Below are 17,588 nucleotides of genomic sequence, written 5' to 3'. Positions count from 1 at the left end.
CTCGGGTGCGATGGGCGGATCGGCCTCCGAGGAGTTTCTCGCGGTCAGTCCGCACGGTGAGGACACGTTCGTGCGTTGCGAGGCCTCCGGCTACGCCGCCAACGTCGAGGCGGTCGTCGTGCCGCAGGCCGCGCCGGTCGAGGTGACCGCCGGGGAGGCCCGGGCCGTCGAGACTCCGGAAAGCGCCACCATCGACGCGCTCGTCGACGTGCTCAACCGCGATCACGCGCGCGCCGACGGCCGGGCGTGGACGGCGGCGGACACGTTGAAGAACGTCCTCGTCATGCTCGTCCACCCCGACGGCACCCGCGAGCCGCTGTGCATCGGCGTGCCCGGAGACCGCGAGATCGACGACAAGCGACTCGAGGCCCAGGTCACCCCGGCCGAGGTCGCCGCGTTCGAGGAGAAGGACTTCGCCGCTCACCCCGCGCTGGTCAAGGGCTACCTCGGCCCGCAGGTGTTCGGCGCGGAGTCCGCGAGCGGCATCCGGTACCTCATCGACCCGTCGATCGCGCCGGGTTCGGCGTGGGTGACCGGCGCCAACGAGGCCGGCCGGCACACGATCGACGCCGTGTACGGCCGTGACTTCACCGCCGACGGCACGATCCAGGCCGCCGAGGTCAAGGAGGGCGACCCCAGCCCGGACGGCGCCGGCCCCCTGACCCTGGCCCGCGGCATCGAGATGGGTCACATCTTCCAGTTGGGCCGCAAGTACGCCGAGGCGCTCGGGCTGCAGGTGCTCGACGAGAACGGCAAACTCGTCACGGTGACCATGGGGTCGTACGGCGTGGGTGTCTCGCGGGCCGTGGCGGCCGTCGCCGAGGGCACGTGCGACGAGATCGGGCTGTGCTGGCCGCGGTCGATCGCGCCCGCGGACGTCCACGTCGTCGCCACGGGCAAGGACGCGGCCGTCTACGAGGCGGGCGAGTCGATCACCGCTCAGCTCGAGGCCGCCGGCCTGGAGGTCATCTACGACGACCGTCCCAAGGTCAGCCCCGGCGTCAAGTTCAAGGACTCCGAACTCATCGGCATCCCGACGATCGTCGTCATCGGCAAGGGCCTGGGCGACGGCAAGGTCGAGATCAAGGATCGCCGTACGGGGGAGCGTCGTGAGGTCGCGGTCAGCGAGGTGGTGGCGCAGGTCGTGGCCGACGTGCGCGCCTGATTCTCAGCCGAACCCCAGTCACCTCGCGGTTTCGTGGGAGGTTGACGGAGCAGAGTCACTGGGGTGACGACGACCATCCTCCCGCACGCCGGCCGCGCTCCGCGTTTGAGACGACGGCGCCGGGCCCGCCCGGCGCCGCAATGGTGGCGTGATGTCTCCGGCGCCGCGTTCATCGCGGTGCTCGGGGCGGTCACGGCGTTGTGGGCCGCCAACGGCGGCATTCAGGAACTCGGCTCCGTCGCCGGGTTCTTCACCAGCACCGGCCGACTGACCGGGCTGATCGCCTCGGCGCTGCTGCTCGTGCAGGTGCTCCTCATGGCGCGGGTCCCGATGATCGAGGGGGCGTGGGGCCAGGACGAACTGACCCGCGTTCACCGCGTGGTCGGTTTCACCTCGTTCACGCTGATGCTCGTCCACATCGCGCTCATCACCGTCGGGTACGCCCTGTCACAACACACCGAGATCGTGCGCACCGGGATCGACCTCGTGCTGACCTACCCGGGGATGTTGCTGGCCGCAGCCGGCACGCTCGCGCTGATCATGGTCGTCGTCACCTCGTTCGCGAAGGTGCGGTCGCGCCTGCGGTACGAGAACTGGCACCTGCTGCACCTGTACGCCTACCTCGGTGTCGGGCTGGCGCTGCCCCACCAGTTGTGGACCGGTGCGGATTTCCTCTTCTCGCCGGTGGCCACGACGTTCTGGTGGGGCCTGTGGGGTCTGGCAGTGGCGGCCGTGCTCGCGTATCGCGTGGCGCTGCCGCTGTGGCGATCCTGGCGCCACCGCCTGCGGGTCGTCGATGTGCGTGACGAGGGCGGAGCGACGAGCGTGACCGTCGCCGGCCGACACCTGCACGAGTTGCCGGTGCAGGCGGGTCAGTTCTTCCAGTGGCGCCTGCTCGACGGACCGGGCTGGACCCGCGCTCACCCCTTCTCCCTCTCGGCGGCCCCCGATGGCCAGACGTTGCGTTTCACCGCGGCCCATGTCGGCGACGGCAGCGCGCGCCTGGCCGAGGTCGCGGTCGGCGCGCCGGTGCTCATCGAAGGCCCGTACGGGCGGATGCACGTCGGTGAACGCACGCGCCGCAAGGTCCTGCTCATGGGGGCGGGCATCGGGATCGCGCCGCTGCGGGCCATTCTCGAAGGCCTCGATGACGTCGCCGGCAACGTCACGGTGATCCATCGCACGAGCGGGCCGGGTCGCACGTGGCTGGCGGGTGAGACGGCGGCCTTGGCGGAGCGCCGTGGGGCTCGGTATCTCGACCTGCCCGGCCACCGCGCCACGACCCGGCACTCGTGGCTGCCCCAGCAGTGGGAGCACGTCTCCGACCTGCATGCGCTGCGGTCCTTGGTGCCCGACGTCGCCGAGCACGACGTGTTCCTGTGCGGCGCGCCGGGTTGGATGACCGCCGTCGAGACAACGTTGCAGCAGGCCGGAGTGCCGCGACGACACGTTCACGCCGAACGCTTCACGACCTGATCCCACCCTCGCCCCGCCCACTCGCACCCTGAAAGGACAGCTTCATGAGGAAGATCGCCCTCTGGACCACGAGCACCCTGGCGGCGCTGGGAGTGTTGTTCGGCTACTCCACCTCGACCGGTCATACCAAGGACTCATTGCTCGCCGCCTCCGTGACCGCCACGAGCACGACGTCGCCTTCGGAAACGAGTTCGGGCACGCGCTCGTCGAGCGGGGGTGGGTCGTCATCGTCGTCCAGTTCGCCCTCGTCGTCGTCAGCGTCTTCAGGGACCAGTGGCACGTACACTGGCGACGCGGTGATGACGCAGTTCGGCAACGTGCAAGTCCAGATCACGGTCAAGGACGGAAAGGTCGTCACCGCCGATGCCATTCAGGTGCCCGACCAGAACGGACGTGACCAGGCGATCAACGCCGTGGCCGTGCCCCAGTTGAACGCCGCCGCCGTGCAGGCGCAGAGCGCCAACATCGACATGATCTCCGGAGCGTCGTACACCTCGCAGGGGTACATCTCCTCGCTGCAGTCCGCTCTCGACCAGGCGCACCTCTGATGGCCGACACCGGCACCATCCCGGTGCGCCGCCCCCGTGACCACTCTTCGCCCGACCCGGCCGATCACGGCTCCGTCATGCCCGAGATCGTGACGCGCGCCCGGGTCGAGCACATCATGGGCATGCCCATCTCGATCCACGTGCGCGGTCGCGCCGCCGACGTCGAGCGGGCGCTCCCCGCCACCGAGGCGGTGTTCGACCACCTGCGCCTCGTGGACCGCGTCTTCAGTACCTACCGCGACGACAGTGACCTCATGCGGTTGCGGGCTGGGCAGGCCGAACACGGCACGCACCCGTGGCTGCGCGAGGTCGTCGAACTGTGCCTCGACGCTGAGCATCGTACGGATGGGTTGTTCACCGCCTGGCTGCCGTCGGCTGGAGTGGAGCACAGGCGCGAATTCGACCCCACCGGGCTGGTCAAGGGCTGGGGTGTGCAGGGCGCGGCCGAGCACCTGAGTGGGCTGTCCGGCGTGGCGTATGCGATCAATGCCGCCGGTGACGTCGTGATGGGTCTGGGGCGGGATGCCTCCGGGGTGGCTCGGCCGTGGCGCATCGGCATCGAGGACCCGCGCGACCCGACGCGGGTGGCCACCGTGGTCGAGCGGGTCACCGGGGGAGTGGCGACCTCCGGGGCGCGGGCCCGGGGCGCGCATGTCATCGACCCGCGCACCGGCCACGGGATCGCGCGCGAGGGCTCGGCAACGATCGACGGACCCTCGCTGCTGTGGGCGGATGTCTGGGCGACGGCGGCGTTCGTCGACCCGGCCCGCGTGGCGCGTCTGCTGCCGGCCCGCGACCCGGAATATCGCCTGACCCGCTGTGACTAGCCGGCGTCGACGACGGCCAGCGTTTGCCGCGCGATCTCCAGTTCCTCGTTCGTCGGCACGACCCAGGCGGCCACCTTGCTTCCCGAGGTCGTGATCGGCCCTTCACCACGCAGCGATTCATTGGCATCCGCGTCGAACTCGACCCCCAGGTGCCCCAAACGCGCGAGCACCGCCTCACGCAGCTCCGGGCTGTGCTCTCCGATCCCGGCGGTGAACGCGATGACGTCAACGCCCTCCATGACGGCCGTATACGCACCGACGTACTTACGCAGCCGGTGCGCGGTGACGTCGAAGGCCAGCGTCGCGTCGGCATCCCCGGCCGCACGACGCTCCGTCACTTCACGGAAGTCGTTGGTGCCGCACAGCCCGAGCAGCCCGGAGGCGTGATTGACCTCGCGGTCGTACGCCTCGACGCCCAATCCGGCCGAGCGGAACAGGTGCGCGGCCAGCGTCGGGTCCATATCGCCGGCGCGGGTGCCCATGACCAGCCCCTCGGCCGGCGTCATGCCCATGGAGGTCTCGACGCTCCGCCCGCCCTGCACCGCGCACGCACTCGCGCCGTTGCCCAGGTGCAGCACGATGATCCGCAGCTCGTCCAGCGGCCGCCCGACGAGCTCGGCCGTGCGCCGGGCGACATACGCGTGGCTGGTGCCGTGCGCGCCGTAGCGCCGGACCGCGTGCTCGGTGCGCCAGTACTCCGGCACCGCATACGTGTGCGCCGGCGCCGGGATCGTCGTGTGGAACGCCGTGTCGAACACCGCCACGTGCGGCAGATCGGGGAAGAGCTGCTGCATCACCCGGATGCCGGTGAGGTTGTGCGGGTTGTGCAGCGGCGCGAGCGGGATCAACCCGCGGATCTGCTCGGCGACACCACCGGTGATCAGCGCCGGACCGTCGAAGAACGTGCCACCGTGGACGATGCGGTGGCCGACCCCCTCGAGCTGCACCTGCGCCAGATCGGGGCCGTGCTCGGCGAACGCCGCCCGCAGGATCTCGAAGGCCTCCCGGTGGTTCATCGCCGAGTGGTCGATCTCGTGGGTGACTCCATTGACGGTGTGGGCCGCGTGACCGCCGTGCCCCTCACCGATCCGCTCGATCAGGCCCTTGGCCTGCGTGACGCCCGAGGTGACGTCGAGGAGTTGGTACTTGATCGACGACGATCCGGCGTTGATGACCAGGACGTGGCGGGCGTCGGGGTTCGTGGGTGTCGTCATGGGTGGGTCTGCACTGCCGTGATGGCGATGGTGTTGACGATGTCACGCACCAGCGCGCCGCGGGAGAGGTCGTTGATCGGTTGGTTCAGGCCTTGCAGCACGGGCCCGATCGCCACCGCCTGGGCGGAGCGCTGTACGGCCTTGTACGTGTTGTTGCCGGTGTTGAGGTCGGGGAAGATCAGCACGGTCGCCGAGCCGGCGACGAGGGAGTCGGGCATCTTCGCCGCCGCGACGACGGGGTCGACGGCGGTGTCGTACTGCAGCGGTCCGTCGACGAGCAGCTCCGGTTCGCGTGCGCGCACGAGCGCGGTGGCCTCGCGTACCTTCTCGACCTCGGCGCCGCTGCCGGAGTTGCCGGTCGAGTACGACAGCATCGCCACGCGCGGTTCGATGCCGAACGAGGCGGCGGTGCGGGCCGAGGAGATGGCGATGTCGGCCAGTTGTGCGGCATCCGGGTGGGGGTTGACCGCGCAGTCGCCGTAGACGAGCACCCGGTCGGCCAGGCACATGAAGAAGACGCTGGAGACGATCGAGGTGTCCGGGCGGGTGCGGATGACCTGCAGGGCCGGGCGGATCGTGTGCGCCGTCGTCGTGATCGACCCCGAGACCATGCCGTCGGCGTCCCCGGACTGCACCATCATCGTGCCGAAGTACGTCGGGTCGAGCAGCACCTCGTGGGCGTACTCCTCGGTGACGCCGCGATGCGCGCGCAGCCGGTGGTACTCGGCGGCGTACTGCTCGAGCAGCGGGTCGGTCTCGGGGTCGATGAGCCGCGCTCCGTCGACCGAGACGCCCAGATGCTTGGCGCGGCTGCGGATGGCGTCGGGCGGGCCGAGAATGGTCAACTCGGCGATCTGCCGCGCGAGGACCTTGCCCGCGGCGAGGATGATCCGGTCCTCCGTGCCCTCCGGCAGGACGATGTGCGCGCCGGCATCACGGGCCCGGTCGACGAGGCGGTGTTCGAACATCAGCGGCGTGACGACGTCTCCGTTGTGGATGTCGAGGTCGGCCAGGAGCGCGTGGGTGTCGATGTGCTGCTCGACGAGCGAGAGGGCCGCGTCGATCTTGGCGATCGTGTCGGGTCGGATGTGGCCGCGGGTGTTGCTCAGCGCCGTGGCGGTGTGCATCGTACCGGCCGAGCAGGTGATGATCGGTAGTTCGACGTCGATGCCGTCGATGAGCCGCTCGACCGAGCGGGAGACCTTGAAGTTGCCGTTGAGCACGATGCCCGACAGGGTCGGCAGGGTGGTCGAGCGGTGGGCGAGGAGCGCGGCGAGCAGGACCTCCTCGCGGTCGGCCGGAGTGACGAGCAGCGCGCCGTCGTAGAGGTGCTCGAGCACGTGGGGCATCTGCATGGCCGCGACGACGACGCCGGTGGTCTCGCGGCCGAGGAAGTCCTCCCGGCCGCGCCAGAGCGTGCCGCGGCAGGCGTTCATCAGGTCACCGACCGTAGGGGCCTTGAGTACCTCGGAGTCGGGGACGGCGTAGCTCTGGATGCCGGCCAGTTGGGCGGTCAACTCCGCGCGCACGCCCTCGATGTCCTCGTCGTCGACGCGGTTGGCGACGACCGCGGTGATGAGCGCGTGGTGGGCCTTGGCCTCGGTGACGGCCAGGCTGGCAGCCAGGGCGGTCTCGCGCGGTGGGCGTTGGTTGCCGGGCACGACGAGCACCATCGTGGCGCCGATGTTGGCGGCGATGTCGGCGTTGACGGCGAACTCGGCCGGGTCGGTGATGTCGGTGAAGTCCGACCCCACGACAAGCACGGCCTCATGGTGGGCGGCATAGGCGTGGTACCGGTCGACGATGGCGGTCATCGCGGCCTCGGGGTCGGCGTGCAGGGCGTCGTACGTCACTCCGGAGGCCTGCGACTGGCTCAGCGGCGAGGTGCTGCGCGGATGGAGCACGCTCAGCAGGCGATCCTGGGCACCGGAGTCGACGAGGGGCCGGAAGACCCCGACCCGGCCGGAGCGACGGGTCATCTGGGCGAGGAGGCCGACCGCGATCGCGGACTTGCCCGAGTGGGCCTCCGCCGACGCGATATAGACGCACGTGGTCACACCTGTGAACCTACCCTGCCGTGGTCGGGGGCGCCTGCGGGTGGGGGTTGAGTGCGGCCTCGGCGGTGGCGAGGTGCCAGCCGGCGAAGCGGGGGGATTGTCGGGCGAGACGGCCGGCGGCGGCGAGGGCGGATTGGGCTTTGGTGACGTGGTCGTCTCGGTTGGCGGCGTGGCCATGGGCGAGGAGGGCGGCGGCGATGGCCGACAGCCCGCTCGGCTCGGCGTTGTCGGTCTGGCCGTGGGGGCGCAGATAGAGCGGCGGAGCGTCGTGTGGTGTCTCGTGCGGCGTGTCGTACCACTGGCCGGAGTCGGGATCGCGGAACCGGGCGATCGCGGTGTCGCACAGCCGACCCGCGGACTCGAGCCACTGCGCTCCGCCCGTGATGCGGTTGAGCGCGACGAGGCCCTCGGCGAGGTTGCCGTGGTCGTCGAGCACCGCGTGGGCGTCACCGACGATGCCGTCGCGTGAGGAGCGCCGTAGGTGTCCGTCGACGAGGTGCGTGGCGAGGATTCCGGTGGCGAGGCGTTGGGCGAGGTCGACCATCCAGGGGTGCTCGACGATGCTCCCGGCCTCGGCGAGCGCGGCGATGGCCAGGCCGTTCCAACTCGTCACGGCCTTGTCGTCGCGCGCCGGTTGGGGGCGGGTATCGCGGGCGTGGCGGAGCTTCGTGCGGACGTCAGTCCACCACGTCGCGTCGGTGGGGTCGTGGGGCAGTTGCAAGGTCGAGGTGCCGTGTTCGAACGTGCCGGTCGCGGTGACGTTCAGGAGGGCGGCGGCGCGTGGGCCGTGCTCCGGGCCAAGGACCTCGGTGAGCTGCGTCGGGGTCCAGACGTACGTCGCTCCTTCGACGTTGTGCGGCCCGTTGGGTCCGTCGACGATCGTGTCGGCGTCGAGGCTGGAGGCGAGCAGGCCGTGGTCGGTCAGGAGGGCGTCGCGGAGGAACTCGGCCGTCTCGATGGCGACGCGGCAGGCGAGGGGGTCGCCGGTGGTGGCGTGCAGGTGGGCGTAGACGCGCAGGAGCTGGGCGTTGTCGTAGAGCATCTTCTCGAAGTGGGGGACGACCCAGTTCGCATCGACGCTGTAGCGGGCGAATCCGCCGGCGATCTGGTCGTAGATGCCGCCGCGGGCCATGGCGTGGGCGGCGTCGGTGACGATGGCGAGCGCGTTCGGGAACGAGGTGCGGGCGTGGTGGCGCAGGAGGAACTCGAGGACCATCGACGGTGGGAACTTCGGGGCGCCGCCGAAGCCGCCGGTGGTGTGGTCGAACTCAGTGGCGAGCGTGTGGGCGGCGTCGTCGAGGGTGGCGGCGTCGATTGGGTCGGGCTGCGGGGGAGCGGTGATCTCGTGGAGCTTCGCGGTGATGCCGCTGGCCGAGGCGAGGACCTGGTCGCGTTGCTGCGTCCAGACGTTGCGGGCGTTCGCGAGGAGGGTGAGGAAGGACTGCTGGGGGAGGTAGGTGCCGGCGAAGAACGGTTCTCCGGTGGGGGTGAGGAGGCAGGTCATGGGCCAGCCGCCCTGGCCGGTGAGGGCCTGGGTGGCGTCCATGTAGACGGCGTCGACGTCGGGGCGTTCTTCGCGGTCGACCTTGATAGCGACGAAGCCGTCGTTGAGGGCTTCGGCGACGTCGTGGTCCTCGAAGGACTCGTGGGCCATGACGTGGCACCAGTGGCAGGCGGCGTATCCGATGCTCAGGAGGATCGGGACGTTCCGGCGCTGCGCTTCGGCGAACGCGTCGGGGGTCCATTCCCACCAGTCGACGGGGTTGTCGGCGTGCTGCTGGAGGTAGGGGCTGGTGGCGTGGGCCAGGCGGTTGGGCATCTGGGCACTGCTCCGATCCAGTGATGCGGGTGTCAGTCCGGCTCAGATGATACGGACTTTGAGCCGTTCAAGCCCGAACTCGGCGATCTGGAACGTCGTGGTACGGTCGGCGGCAGCCTACCGCCGAGGTGCTCGAGCGCATCCGTGCGGCCCTGCGAGGGCGACCCTCTGTCAGGGTGGAGGAGCACCGCGCCGACATCCGTCAGATTGTCGGCGAGCACCACGCGCGCGATGCTCGGGTGTTTGGCTCCGTGGCCCGCTGCGATGACGTGCCCGGGTCTGATGTCGACACCGGTGTGACCGATTCACGCGACAAGGCGTTGGGTGCGATCGACGGTGACCGGATATCTGGTCATGTGATCATCTGACTGTTCACGCCTCGAGGGCGAGGAGCCGCTCGACCAGGGCCGGAGCTTGGGAGAGCACCGCGAGGTGACCGCCGGGGATGGTGTCGGGTTCGATGCCCAGGCGGTCCCGCGTCTGGCGCTGCATGAACTCCAGTGGGAAGAACCGATCGTCGGCGGCCGCGATGGCGTGCGTCGGCACCGATGGCCAGGCGGTGATGGGGCAGGGGTCCCGGGTCGGGCGCGCTGCCTGATCGACCGTGTGGCGCACCAGCTCCGCCTTGAGGGTGGGATCGAGGTCGTGGAGGAACACGAGATCCGTATCGAACCGGGACTCGATCGGGATGCCGAGGGCGGCCAGCAGTGCTGCCTGCGCGGCGGGTTGCCCGGTGGTTGCCGCCCACCCGTCGGCACTCTCGCCGGGGCGAGGCGTCATCGCCGCGACGAGCACGATGCGAGCGGCGGGCCGTCGGGACGCGACCACCGGTGCGATCATCCCGGCCAGTGATTGAGCCACGACGACCACGGGCTCGTCGCCGAAGGCGGCCGCCGCCTGCAGCGCCACCTCCGTGTACTCCTCGAGGCCGGCGGACAGATCGGCACAGGGCAGATTCGGGGCGACCGTTCGGTGTCCGGCTGCCCCAAGTCCCGCCTGGACCCGATGCCAGATCCAGCCGGTGCTCGACGCTCCGTGAAGCAAGAGGTAGTTCGTCATCGGGCGAGGCTCTCTCGCGACCTATGCCTCGACGGCAGGGAAGGACAGGGACCCTGGCGTGGTGAGCAGTTCGCCGGTCTCGAGGAGGGTCTTGAGGCCGGAGAGGATCATCGGCCAGCCGCCGTACAGCTCGGCGTTTGCGTTGGCCGGGAGTTGGTCGTGAATAACGGTGAGACGGCAGGAGTCGCGGACCTGCTCGATCTCCCACGTGACGCGAGTGGTCCCCTGAGCCCGCACGTCCGCGCTCCACAACGCCTGGAACGTCTGGATCAACAGTCGCGGCGGGTCAACGACAAGGTTGTCACCCCGCGCGATCTCGACCGTGCCGGGAATGCCGGCCTTGTACGACGATCCGGGAGTCCAGTCGGAGTGGGTCTGGACGCCGAAGCTGTACTTCGCGCGCGTCTGCGGATCGGTGATGGCCTGCCAGAGCCGCTCGGGCGTGGTCTTGATGAAGATCTCGAACACCGCGGTGTCGGCGACCGGCGCGGTGCCGGCGGTGAACGAGACCGGAGCGTCGTTGGTGTCGGTCATGGCGTGTCCTCCAGGTGGGACTTGAGCTCGACGAGGGCCGAGGCCCAGGGTGCTGCGTATTTGCTCACCCAGCGGTCATGGATGAGCCGGATGGGGACGGGATTGAGGTAGTGCAACTTCTCCCGGCCCCGCTTGCGGGTCACGATGAGACCGGCCTCCTCGAGGATCCTCAGGTGCTTCATCACACCGAACCGGGTCATGGGGACCCGCTCCTCGAGCGCGGTCAACGTCTGGCCGTCCTCAGCGAACAGGGCATCCAGGAGGTCGCGTCGAGTCGGGTCAGCGAGGGCCTTGAACACCTCATCCACACCCACAACGATAGGTGACCATTTGGTCACGTGTCAACGAAGACTGGTCACTGTCCTTGTGTGATCCGGATCCAGCCGCCGTCGCGTTGGCTGGGGTGCGTATAGATGAGGTACCGAAAGTGTCGGAGTCTGGGGCGGGAACCGCGGAAACATGCGGATCCGGGTAGGCGCGAATCGACTTTCGGTACCTGGTCCATACATCTGGGCCCCACGGCCGGTTGGAAGTCTGACTGCTCACAGTGGCCGGGGGCGGCGTACGCCCCGATGTAGGCGACGCCGGCGGGCCAGAGGCGGCTCGCCGAACCAGCGCTTGCAGCTGCGCGTGAACGCACTCTGCTCCGAGTACCCCAGTTGCTGCGCGATCTCGGCCATGGAGATCTCGGGCCGGCCCAACAACTCCTCCGCGGTGTCGCGCCGCCAGCCGTCAAGCAGCTCTTCGAAGCTGGTGTCGAGCTCGCGCAGTTGGCGCTGCAATGCGCGCGGATGCATCCGCAGAGCCTCGGCCACGGTGTCGAGCCGCCCCTCGTTGAGCGGGACGAGCTTGCGCAGCATCTCGTGCACATGCTCGTCGACATCGAGGTGGCGATGCTGGCTACCGAGGAACTCACGCGCCAGCGCGTGCGCCTGATCGTCGCCGCCCTCGATTCGGCGCGTCAGCAGGCTGGTCGGGAAGACGATCGAATTGACCTCGTCATTGAACGCAACCGGAGCGCCGAAGTAGTCGGTGTACACGTCGACGTCCGACATGCGCGAATGCTGGAACGTCACACGTTGCGGGCGGAACTGCGCTCCGGCAAGCAACTCGAACATGCCCAGGATGACGCCGAGCGCCAACTCGACCAGGTGTGCTCGATACGGCAGCCGGGCGACCGTGATGGTGAACGTGAACCGCGCGATCTTGCCGCGGGGGAGCAGATCGGCCTTGATCGCCGGGCTGTATGTGTGCAGGTACTTGATCACCCCGAGCAGGGCGCTTTCCACGGTCTCGGCGTTGCGGGCCAGCACGGCGATGGGACCGAGCATTTCGAGGCTCTGCACCCGCGAGACGCGCAGCCCAAAATCGGGCAGATCAAGCACCTCGGAGGCGCGACCGACGAGCGCGGTCAGAGAGGTGTAGGTGATGAAGCGGTTGTAGTCGCCGACCACGAGCGGATCGATGCCCGCCCAGGCCATCAGGGCGCGCGCGTCTCCGCCATGTCGCTCGATCAACTCCGGGATGTTGATCAACCCAGACGCCCGAACGAGATCTCCCATGTCGTGAAGTGTCAAAAGAATGTCGCGAGGTGTCAAGAATTGCCACGCGTCATGCGTGACTCTTGAACGCAGTCCCACCCGCCGGCGGGACGGTCAACGTAGACCCAAGGAGAACCCCATGACCGCAACGATCGACATCCCGCTCGCCCTGACGATGCAGACCAAGGACCTGCCGTGGGCCAAGGACGTCCTCGCGCCTGGCCTGTCCATCCAGTTGCTCGTGGCCGACATCGAAGGCGGCTTCCTCGTGGCCAACACGCGCTTCGCGCCCGGAACCCAGCTGCCCACCCACCTGCACACCGGTGCCGTGCACGGCTTCACGACCAAGGGCAGCTGGTACTACCGGGAGTACGGTGAGCAGTCGCTCAACACCCCCGGTTCGTACATCTACGAGCCGGCCGGGTCGACGCACACGCTCATCTCGAGCACCACCGAGGAGACCGAGGCACTTTTCATCATCCACGGCGCGTTCCTCAACTACGACACCGACGGCAACTTCGTCGGCCACTTCGACGCCGCCGTCACCCGCTCGGTGTACGCGGCGACGCTCGAGGCGCAGGGCGACACCGTTCCCGACGTCGTCATCGGCGGCACCAGCGGCTACGGCCGCTGACCGCACCAGATCCACCACCGCACCGCTGAAGAGAGAAGACATGCTCAACGAGAACATCGCCTCCGCACTGGACCGGGGCGTCGCCCTGTTCGGCACCAACGAGGCCGTCGTCGATGGACAGACCCGCTGGACCTACGCCGAACTCGGCCGCCGGGTTCGATCCTTCGACGGCGCCCTGGACTCCTTCGGCCTGGCGAAGGGCGATGTGGTGGGTGTGTTGGCTCTCAACAGCAGCGCGCATCTGCTCGCCTGGCTCGGCGTGCCGCGCAGCGGTCGCGTGCTCAACGAGATCAACACGCGACTCTCGGCCGCCGAGTTGGCGTTCATCATCGACGACTCCTCCGCGCGGGCCCTGATCGTCGACGACGCATTCCTTGAGCAGGGGCGCGTGCTGCTCAAGGAATGCGACACATTGGATCGGCTCATCTACGCCGGCGCCCAGGAGTGCCCGGCGGACTGTGACTCGCTCGAGGCGATGATGACGGCCGACGTGCCGGCGCGCGAGGTGGCCGTCGGTGGCGATGACGTGGCCGGCGTGTTCTACACCGGCGGCACGACCGGGCGGCAGAAGGGTGCGCTCCTCACCCATGCCAACCTCGTCGCCAACGCCAAGCATGCGCTGATCTGCCTGCAGTATTCCGAGCACGACCGGTATCTCCACGCCGGTCCGATGTTCCACCTGGCCGATGGCGCGTCGACCGTGGCGTTGACGTGGGTCGGTGGCACGCACGTCATCGTCCCCGGATTCACGCCGAAGTCATGGCTGGAGACGGTCGGCGCGGAGAAGGTCACCCGCGCCATGCTCGTGCCGACGATGATCACGATGCTGCTGGCCGAGGGCATTCCGGCCGACGCCGACATCAGCTCGCTGACCTCGGTGCTCTACGGCGCTTCGCCGATGCCCCAGACGGTGCTCAAGCAGGCGTTCGAGGTGCTGGGCTGCGACCTGTGTCAGGTCTACGGCATGACCGAGGCCGCACCGATCGTCACGTTCATGACCCACGAGGATCACCGTCGCGGCGTGGCGGACGACGACCCGGTGGCCGCCGCGAGACTCCGGTCTGCCGGTCGTCCCGCGGTCGGGGTGGACCTCGAGATTCGCGACGGCGAGGGACGCCAGGTCGAGGCCGGCGAGGTGGGGGAGATCGTCATTCGCGGCGCGAACATCATGGCGGGCTACCTCAACCGCCCCGAGGAGACCGCGGCCGTGCTGCCCGGCGACGGCTGGTACCGCAGCGGCGACATGGGTTACGTCGACGAGGGCGGTTACGTGTTCGTCGTCGACCGGCTCAAGGACATGATCATCAGCGGGGGAGAGAACGTGTACTCCACCGAGGTCGAGAACGCGCTCTACCGCCACGCCGACGTCCAGGAGGTCGCGGTCTTCGGTGTGCCCGACGAGCAGTGGGGCGAGGCGGTACACGCGGCTGTCACCTTGCGGCCCGGGAGCGTCGCATCCGCGCAGGAGCTGCGCGACCACACCCGCGAGCTCATCGCTGGGTACAAGGTGCCGCGCGTGGTGCACCTCATCGACCAGCCGTTGCCCAAGTCGGGCGCCGGCAAGATCCTCAAGCGCAACCTGCGGGATCAGTTCTCGAGCTGACCCGACGTGGTGTGCAGATGAGGTAGTGAAAGTCCCGAAGCCCTGCGCAGGAACCCCGGATTTCCGCGGATCCTGCGAAGGCGTGGAAGACCTTCACTACCTCATCTGCACGCGGTCAGGCGACGGCGGCCTCGGGCGCGGGCTCGTCAGCCACCTGCCCAGGCTCGGAGCGCCGCACGAACAGCGACAGCACCACGCCCACGAGCGCCAGCCCGGTGGCGACCAAGAACGCCGTGTGCGAACCCGCGGTCTGTGCGGCTCGCTCACCGGCGCCACCCGAGGCCGCATCCGCCATGCCGAAGGTCATCGCCGCGACGAGGATCGCCGTGCCCGCCGCCCCGGCCAACTGCTGCAGCGTGTTGAGGATCGCCGTGCCGTGCCCGTACAGGTGTGGCGGCAGCGATCCGAGGGCGTGGGTCATGAAGGCCGACATCGTCAGGGCCATCCCGATGGACAGCACCGAGTGGCCGCCGATGACCTCCCACAGCGCCGAGTTTTCATCGGCCCGGCTCAGCCAGAATGTCCCGGCGGCGAGCATCACCGTGCCCGGCACGGCCAGCGGGCGCGGCCCGGCCAGGTCATAGATGCGCCCCGCCAGCGGTGAGATCACGCCCTGAAGCAGGCCACCGGGCAGCGTCGCCAACCCGGTGATTGCCGCGCTGACGAGCATTGCCCCCTGCAGGTGCAGCGGCAGCACGATGACCGTGCCGAGCATCGTCGCCATGGCAATGCACACCACGGCCACCGACATGCGGTACGACGGGTTCGCGAACGGTGCGAGGTCCAGCAGCGGAGCCCCGGTGGACCGGCTCAACGCCACCTGACGCCACACGAACAGGGCGACCCCGATGACGCCGACGACCGCGACCACGGCGGCCACCACGTCACCCTGCGTGATGCGCTGGATCGAGCTCAGGCCGTACACGAGACCACCGAAACCCACGGCGGAGAGCAGCACGGAGAGCACATCGAACGGGGGCCGGCGAGTGGTCCCATCGGTCTTGACCAGCGGCGCGCCGATGGCCAGCAGGAGGATCGCCAGGGGGAGCACGCCGATGAACAGCCAGCGCCAGGACAGCGACTGGACGACGAACCCGGACAGGGTCGGGCCCAACGTCGGCGCGGCCGACATGACCACCGCGATCAGTCCCATGACCGAGCCACGGTTGTTCGCCGGCACGACCGCCAGAGCGGTGGCCATGAGTTGCGGCAGGATGATCGCCGTGCCCGCGGCCTGCAGCACGCGCCCGAGCAGCAGCACGAGGAACGTCGGCGCGATGGCGGCCACGGCCGTGCCGGCGATGAAGATGCCCAGCGAGGCGATGAAGAGGGTCCGGGTGGAGAACCGCTGGATGAGGAACCCGGTCGTCGGGATGACCACGGCCATCGTCAGCATGAACCCGGTGGTCAGCCACTGACCGGTCGCCGCGTCGATGTGCAGCGTGGCCATGACGTCGGGCAGCGCCACACTGAGCGCGGTCTCGTTGAGCATGGCGATGAGCGCGGCGCCCATGAGCACGCCGAGCAGGGCGACCACGCGGCCGGTCGACTTCTCCGGCTCGATGGCCGCGATGTCGTCGCTGGTCAGTTCGTCGACCGCCGGAGCCTGGTGGGCCAGGTCCTCCATGGCGAGGTCGACGAGGTCGCGAGACTCCGACGAGTTCGTGGAATGAGGGCGTGGGGGATCGTTCGGTGACGTCATATGCGCCGCCTGTTCTGTGTGCTGGGCCAAGCGCGACGCTGCGACATGGATGTACTCGATTTCAACTACAACGAACATCGTAGCGGAATCTCGTTATTCCCCCGTGACCCAAAACCCTCCGCCGAGTGATGGTTTCGGGTCGCCTCCGAGCCTCCGAAGCGGCCCGAAACCATCACTCGGCGGGGGAGGGGTGGAGGGCGGTCAGCGCTGGTCGAGCCGCCGCACCGTGAGGATCTGCTCGATCGTCCCGACCGGGCCCTGCACGTCGTGCAGCACCGTGCTCGTCAGCCCATGTCCGCGGCCGCTGATCGTCACGTGGGTGTCCATGCCCACCCATTCACCGACCGGAGCGCGGTGCAGATGCGCCGTGAGATCGACGTTGGGAAACGCCCACTCCCCGGCGGACACCCGCACGGCGACTCCGTTGGCGGTGTCGGCCAGGCGCAGGAAGTGCGCCGTGGGCGTCGACGCCTCACCGGCGACAATCGTGTACGGCGAGCGCAGCCAGGTCCGCGCCCGGCCGGGACGCCGGTCCGGCGCCTGCCGGAACTCCATCCCCGCGATGTACCCACCGGGCCAGTCCACGGCGTGCGATTCGGGAGTCTCGCTCAAGGCAGGCATGGGCTCGAGTTCGTTGCCCTCCACCTCGGAGGAGTCGAACTCGGCCAACCGCCACGCCCGCGCGTTGACCAATGGGCGACCGCCGATGGTCAGCACCGCCTCGAGCAGTTCGATCGACTTGCCGGCCCGCAGCGTGCGCACCTCGACGCTCGTCGGCGCGGCGTACATGATGCCGAGGATGTCGTACGAGACCCGCGCGAGATGCATACCGTCGCGGGGCTCGTGCCGCTCGAGACAATGCGCGATCAGGCCGCCCACCGGAGCCATGTGCTGCTCGTTGTCGCGCCACGCCCCCTGGGTGTGGATCGTCGGCGCGAAGGTCGTGGCGTCGATGCGCTCGTAGTACGAACTGGCCTGCGGGCCACCGACGAACATGGGCTGGACGAGATCGGTCGACATGGCCCATAGATTAGGGCGTCAGTCGTCGATGGCCTTCAGCGTGGCCAGCAGCACACCGACCCCTGCCCGGTCGCCCGCGCGGCCCAGCGCCGCCGCCCGCGCGGTCAGCCGCAGGATCGCCCAGTCCCGGGCGTCCTCCCACGACGTGTCAGTGCCCTCGCACAGCACCTCCAGCCGCCGCCGAATCCCGTACCGCAGCGACGGGCCGGTGCCGAGCTCGTCGACGCGCTCCCACAGCAGCGGCGCGAACTCGAACGCCGGCGGAGCGTTGATCGCCTCCGGTGAGATCGCCCGCCACCGGTCACCATCGGTGAGCACGTGCCCGTACCCGAGATGGCCATGGACCAGGCGGAGCGTCGTGTCGGGCTGGTCCTCGACGCTCGCCCCCC

At 69.2% G+C, this 17,588-nt stretch carries 18 protein-coding genes; 7 read left to right on the top strand and 11 right to left on the bottom strand.

What is annotated here, in order from left to right:
- Together KD1_RS11815 and KD1_RS11810 are read left to right on the top strand one after the other, a co-directional pair.
- A partial coding sequence (locus tag KD1_RS11815; RefSeq protein WP_068402150.1) for a His/Gly/Thr/Pro-type tRNA ligase C-terminal domain-containing protein occupies positions 1-1,165 on the top strand: 1,165 nt, incomplete at its 5' end.
- Between the two features lie 63 nt (positions 1,166-1,228).
- Positions 1,229-2,641, top strand: a complete 1,413-nt coding sequence (locus KD1_RS11810) for a ferredoxin reductase family protein (protein ID WP_083542416.1) — start codon at positions 1,229-1,231, stop codon at positions 2,639-2,641.
- A 121-nt stretch (positions 2,642-2,762) separates the two neighbouring features.
- Here KD1_RS11810 and KD1_RS17590 read toward each other — a convergent pair whose 3' ends face one another.
- Positions 2,763-2,921 carry a hypothetical protein gene (locus KD1_RS17590; RefSeq protein WP_306307020.1) on the bottom strand — a complete coding sequence of 53 codons (159 nt, stop codon included), beginning with the start codon at positions 2,919-2,921 and terminating at the stop codon, positions 2,763-2,765.
- Between the two features lie 19 nt (positions 2,922-2,940).
- Between KD1_RS17590 and KD1_RS17585 the strand changes: the two genes are divergently transcribed.
- Positions 2,941-3,189, top strand: coding sequence for an FMN-binding protein (locus tag KD1_RS17585; protein ID WP_306307021.1), 249 nt, complete (start codon positions 2,941-2,943; stop codon positions 3,187-3,189).
- Positions 3,189-4,016 (top strand): FAD:protein FMN transferase, encoded by an 828-nt coding sequence (locus KD1_RS11800; protein ID WP_245627385.1) that lies wholly within the window; start codon positions 3,189-3,191, stop codon positions 4,014-4,016. Before KD1_RS17585 ends, KD1_RS11800 begins: the two co-directional genes overlap by 1 nt.
- Here KD1_RS11800 and KD1_RS11795 read toward each other — a convergent pair.
- Genes KD1_RS11795 through KD1_RS17100 form a run of 3 tightly spaced genes read right to left on the bottom strand, consistent with a single transcriptional unit; the run spans position 4,013 to position 9,106 of the window.
- Positions 4,013-5,230 carry an acetate/propionate family kinase gene (locus KD1_RS11795; protein ID WP_068402137.1) on the bottom strand — a complete coding sequence of 406 codons (1,218 nt, stop codon included), beginning with the start codon at positions 5,228-5,230 and terminating at the stop codon, positions 4,013-4,015. The genes KD1_RS11800 and KD1_RS11795 overlap by 4 nt on opposite strands.
- The gene (gene pta, locus KD1_RS11790; RefSeq protein WP_068402135.1) at positions 5,227-7,287 is read right to left on the bottom strand and encodes a phosphate acetyltransferase; all 2,061 of its coding nucleotides are present in this window, start codon (positions 7,285-7,287) and stop codon (positions 5,227-5,229) included. The genes KD1_RS11795 and pta overlap by 4 nt, the downstream gene beginning before the upstream one ends.
- 10 nt (positions 7,288-7,297) lie before the next feature.
- Entirely contained in the window at positions 7,298-9,106 is a 1,809-nt protein-coding gene (locus tag KD1_RS17100) for a thioredoxin domain-containing protein (RefSeq protein ID WP_068402133.1), read from the bottom strand.
- A 176-nt stretch (positions 9,107-9,282) separates the two neighbouring features.
- Between KD1_RS17100 and KD1_RS11780 the strand changes: the two genes are divergently transcribed.
- On the top strand, positions 9,283-9,474 hold the full coding sequence (locus tag KD1_RS11780; RefSeq protein ID WP_068402131.1) for a hypothetical protein: 192 nt from the start codon (positions 9,283-9,285) through the stop codon (positions 9,472-9,474).
- A gap of 4 nt (positions 9,475-9,478) precedes the next feature.
- On the opposite strand, the gene KD1_RS11775 is transcribed toward KD1_RS11780, so the two are convergent.
- The 4 genes from KD1_RS11775 to KD1_RS11765 form a co-directional block, all read right to left on the bottom strand.
- Positions 9,479-10,165 (bottom strand): alpha/beta fold hydrolase, encoded by a 687-nt coding sequence (locus tag KD1_RS11775; protein WP_068402129.1) that lies wholly within the window; start codon positions 10,163-10,165, stop codon positions 9,479-9,481.
- Positions 10,166-10,186: 21 nt separating this feature from the next.
- The gene (locus KD1_RS17395) at positions 10,187-10,699 is read right to left on the bottom strand and encodes an SRPBCC family protein (RefSeq protein WP_245627384.1); all 513 of its coding nucleotides are present in this window, start codon (positions 10,697-10,699) and stop codon (positions 10,187-10,189) included.
- Entirely contained in the window at positions 10,696-11,007 is a 312-nt protein-coding gene (locus tag KD1_RS17390; RefSeq protein WP_245627383.1) for an ArsR/SmtB family transcription factor, read from the bottom strand. Before KD1_RS17390 ends, KD1_RS17395 begins: the two co-directional genes overlap by 4 nt.
- A 234-nt stretch (positions 11,008-11,241) precedes the next feature.
- On the bottom strand, positions 11,242-12,261 hold the full coding sequence (locus tag KD1_RS11765; RefSeq protein ID WP_083542415.1) for an AraC family transcriptional regulator: 1,020 nt from the start codon (positions 12,259-12,261) through the stop codon (positions 11,242-11,244).
- A gap of 118 nt (positions 12,262-12,379) precedes the next feature.
- Between KD1_RS11765 and KD1_RS11760 the strand changes: the two genes are divergently transcribed.
- Together KD1_RS11760 and KD1_RS11755 are read left to right on the top strand one after the other, a co-directional pair.
- Positions 12,380-12,874 carry a 2,4'-dihydroxyacetophenone dioxygenase family protein gene (locus KD1_RS11760; protein ID WP_068402124.1) on the top strand — a complete coding sequence of 165 codons (495 nt, stop codon included), beginning with the start codon at positions 12,380-12,382 and terminating at the stop codon, positions 12,872-12,874.
- 40 nt (positions 12,875-12,914) lie between these two features.
- Positions 12,915-14,477 carry a long-chain-fatty-acid--CoA ligase gene (locus KD1_RS11755; RefSeq protein WP_068402122.1) on the top strand — a complete coding sequence of 521 codons (1,563 nt, stop codon included), beginning with the start codon at positions 12,915-12,917 and terminating at the stop codon, positions 14,475-14,477.
- A 115-nt stretch (positions 14,478-14,592) separates the two neighbouring features.
- Here KD1_RS11755 and KD1_RS11750 read toward each other — a convergent pair whose 3' ends face one another.
- From KD1_RS11750 to KD1_RS11740, 3 genes are all read right to left on the bottom strand, one after another.
- Positions 14,593-16,179 carry an MDR family MFS transporter gene (locus KD1_RS11750; RefSeq protein ID WP_245627382.1) on the bottom strand — a complete coding sequence of 529 codons (1,587 nt, stop codon included), beginning with the start codon at positions 16,177-16,179 and terminating at the stop codon, positions 14,593-14,595.
- A gap of 201 nt (positions 16,180-16,380) precedes the next feature.
- Positions 16,381-17,199, bottom strand: coding sequence for a thioesterase family protein (locus tag KD1_RS11745; protein ID WP_245627381.1), 819 nt, complete (start codon positions 17,197-17,199; stop codon positions 16,381-16,383).
- Positions 17,200-17,217: 18 nt separating this feature from the next.
- A partial coding sequence (locus tag KD1_RS11740; protein ID WP_281177618.1) for an aminoglycoside phosphotransferase family protein occupies positions 17,218-17,588 on the bottom strand: 371 nt, incomplete at its 5' end.

Origin of the sequence: Kribbia dieselivorans NBRC 106261 (assembly GCF_001552435.1) — a bacterium.
Taxonomy (GTDB): Bacteria; Actinomycetota; Actinomycetes; order Actinomycetales; family Dermatophilaceae; genus Kribbia; species Kribbia dieselivorans.
This window is presented reverse-complemented; position numbering and strand designations above follow the sequence as displayed.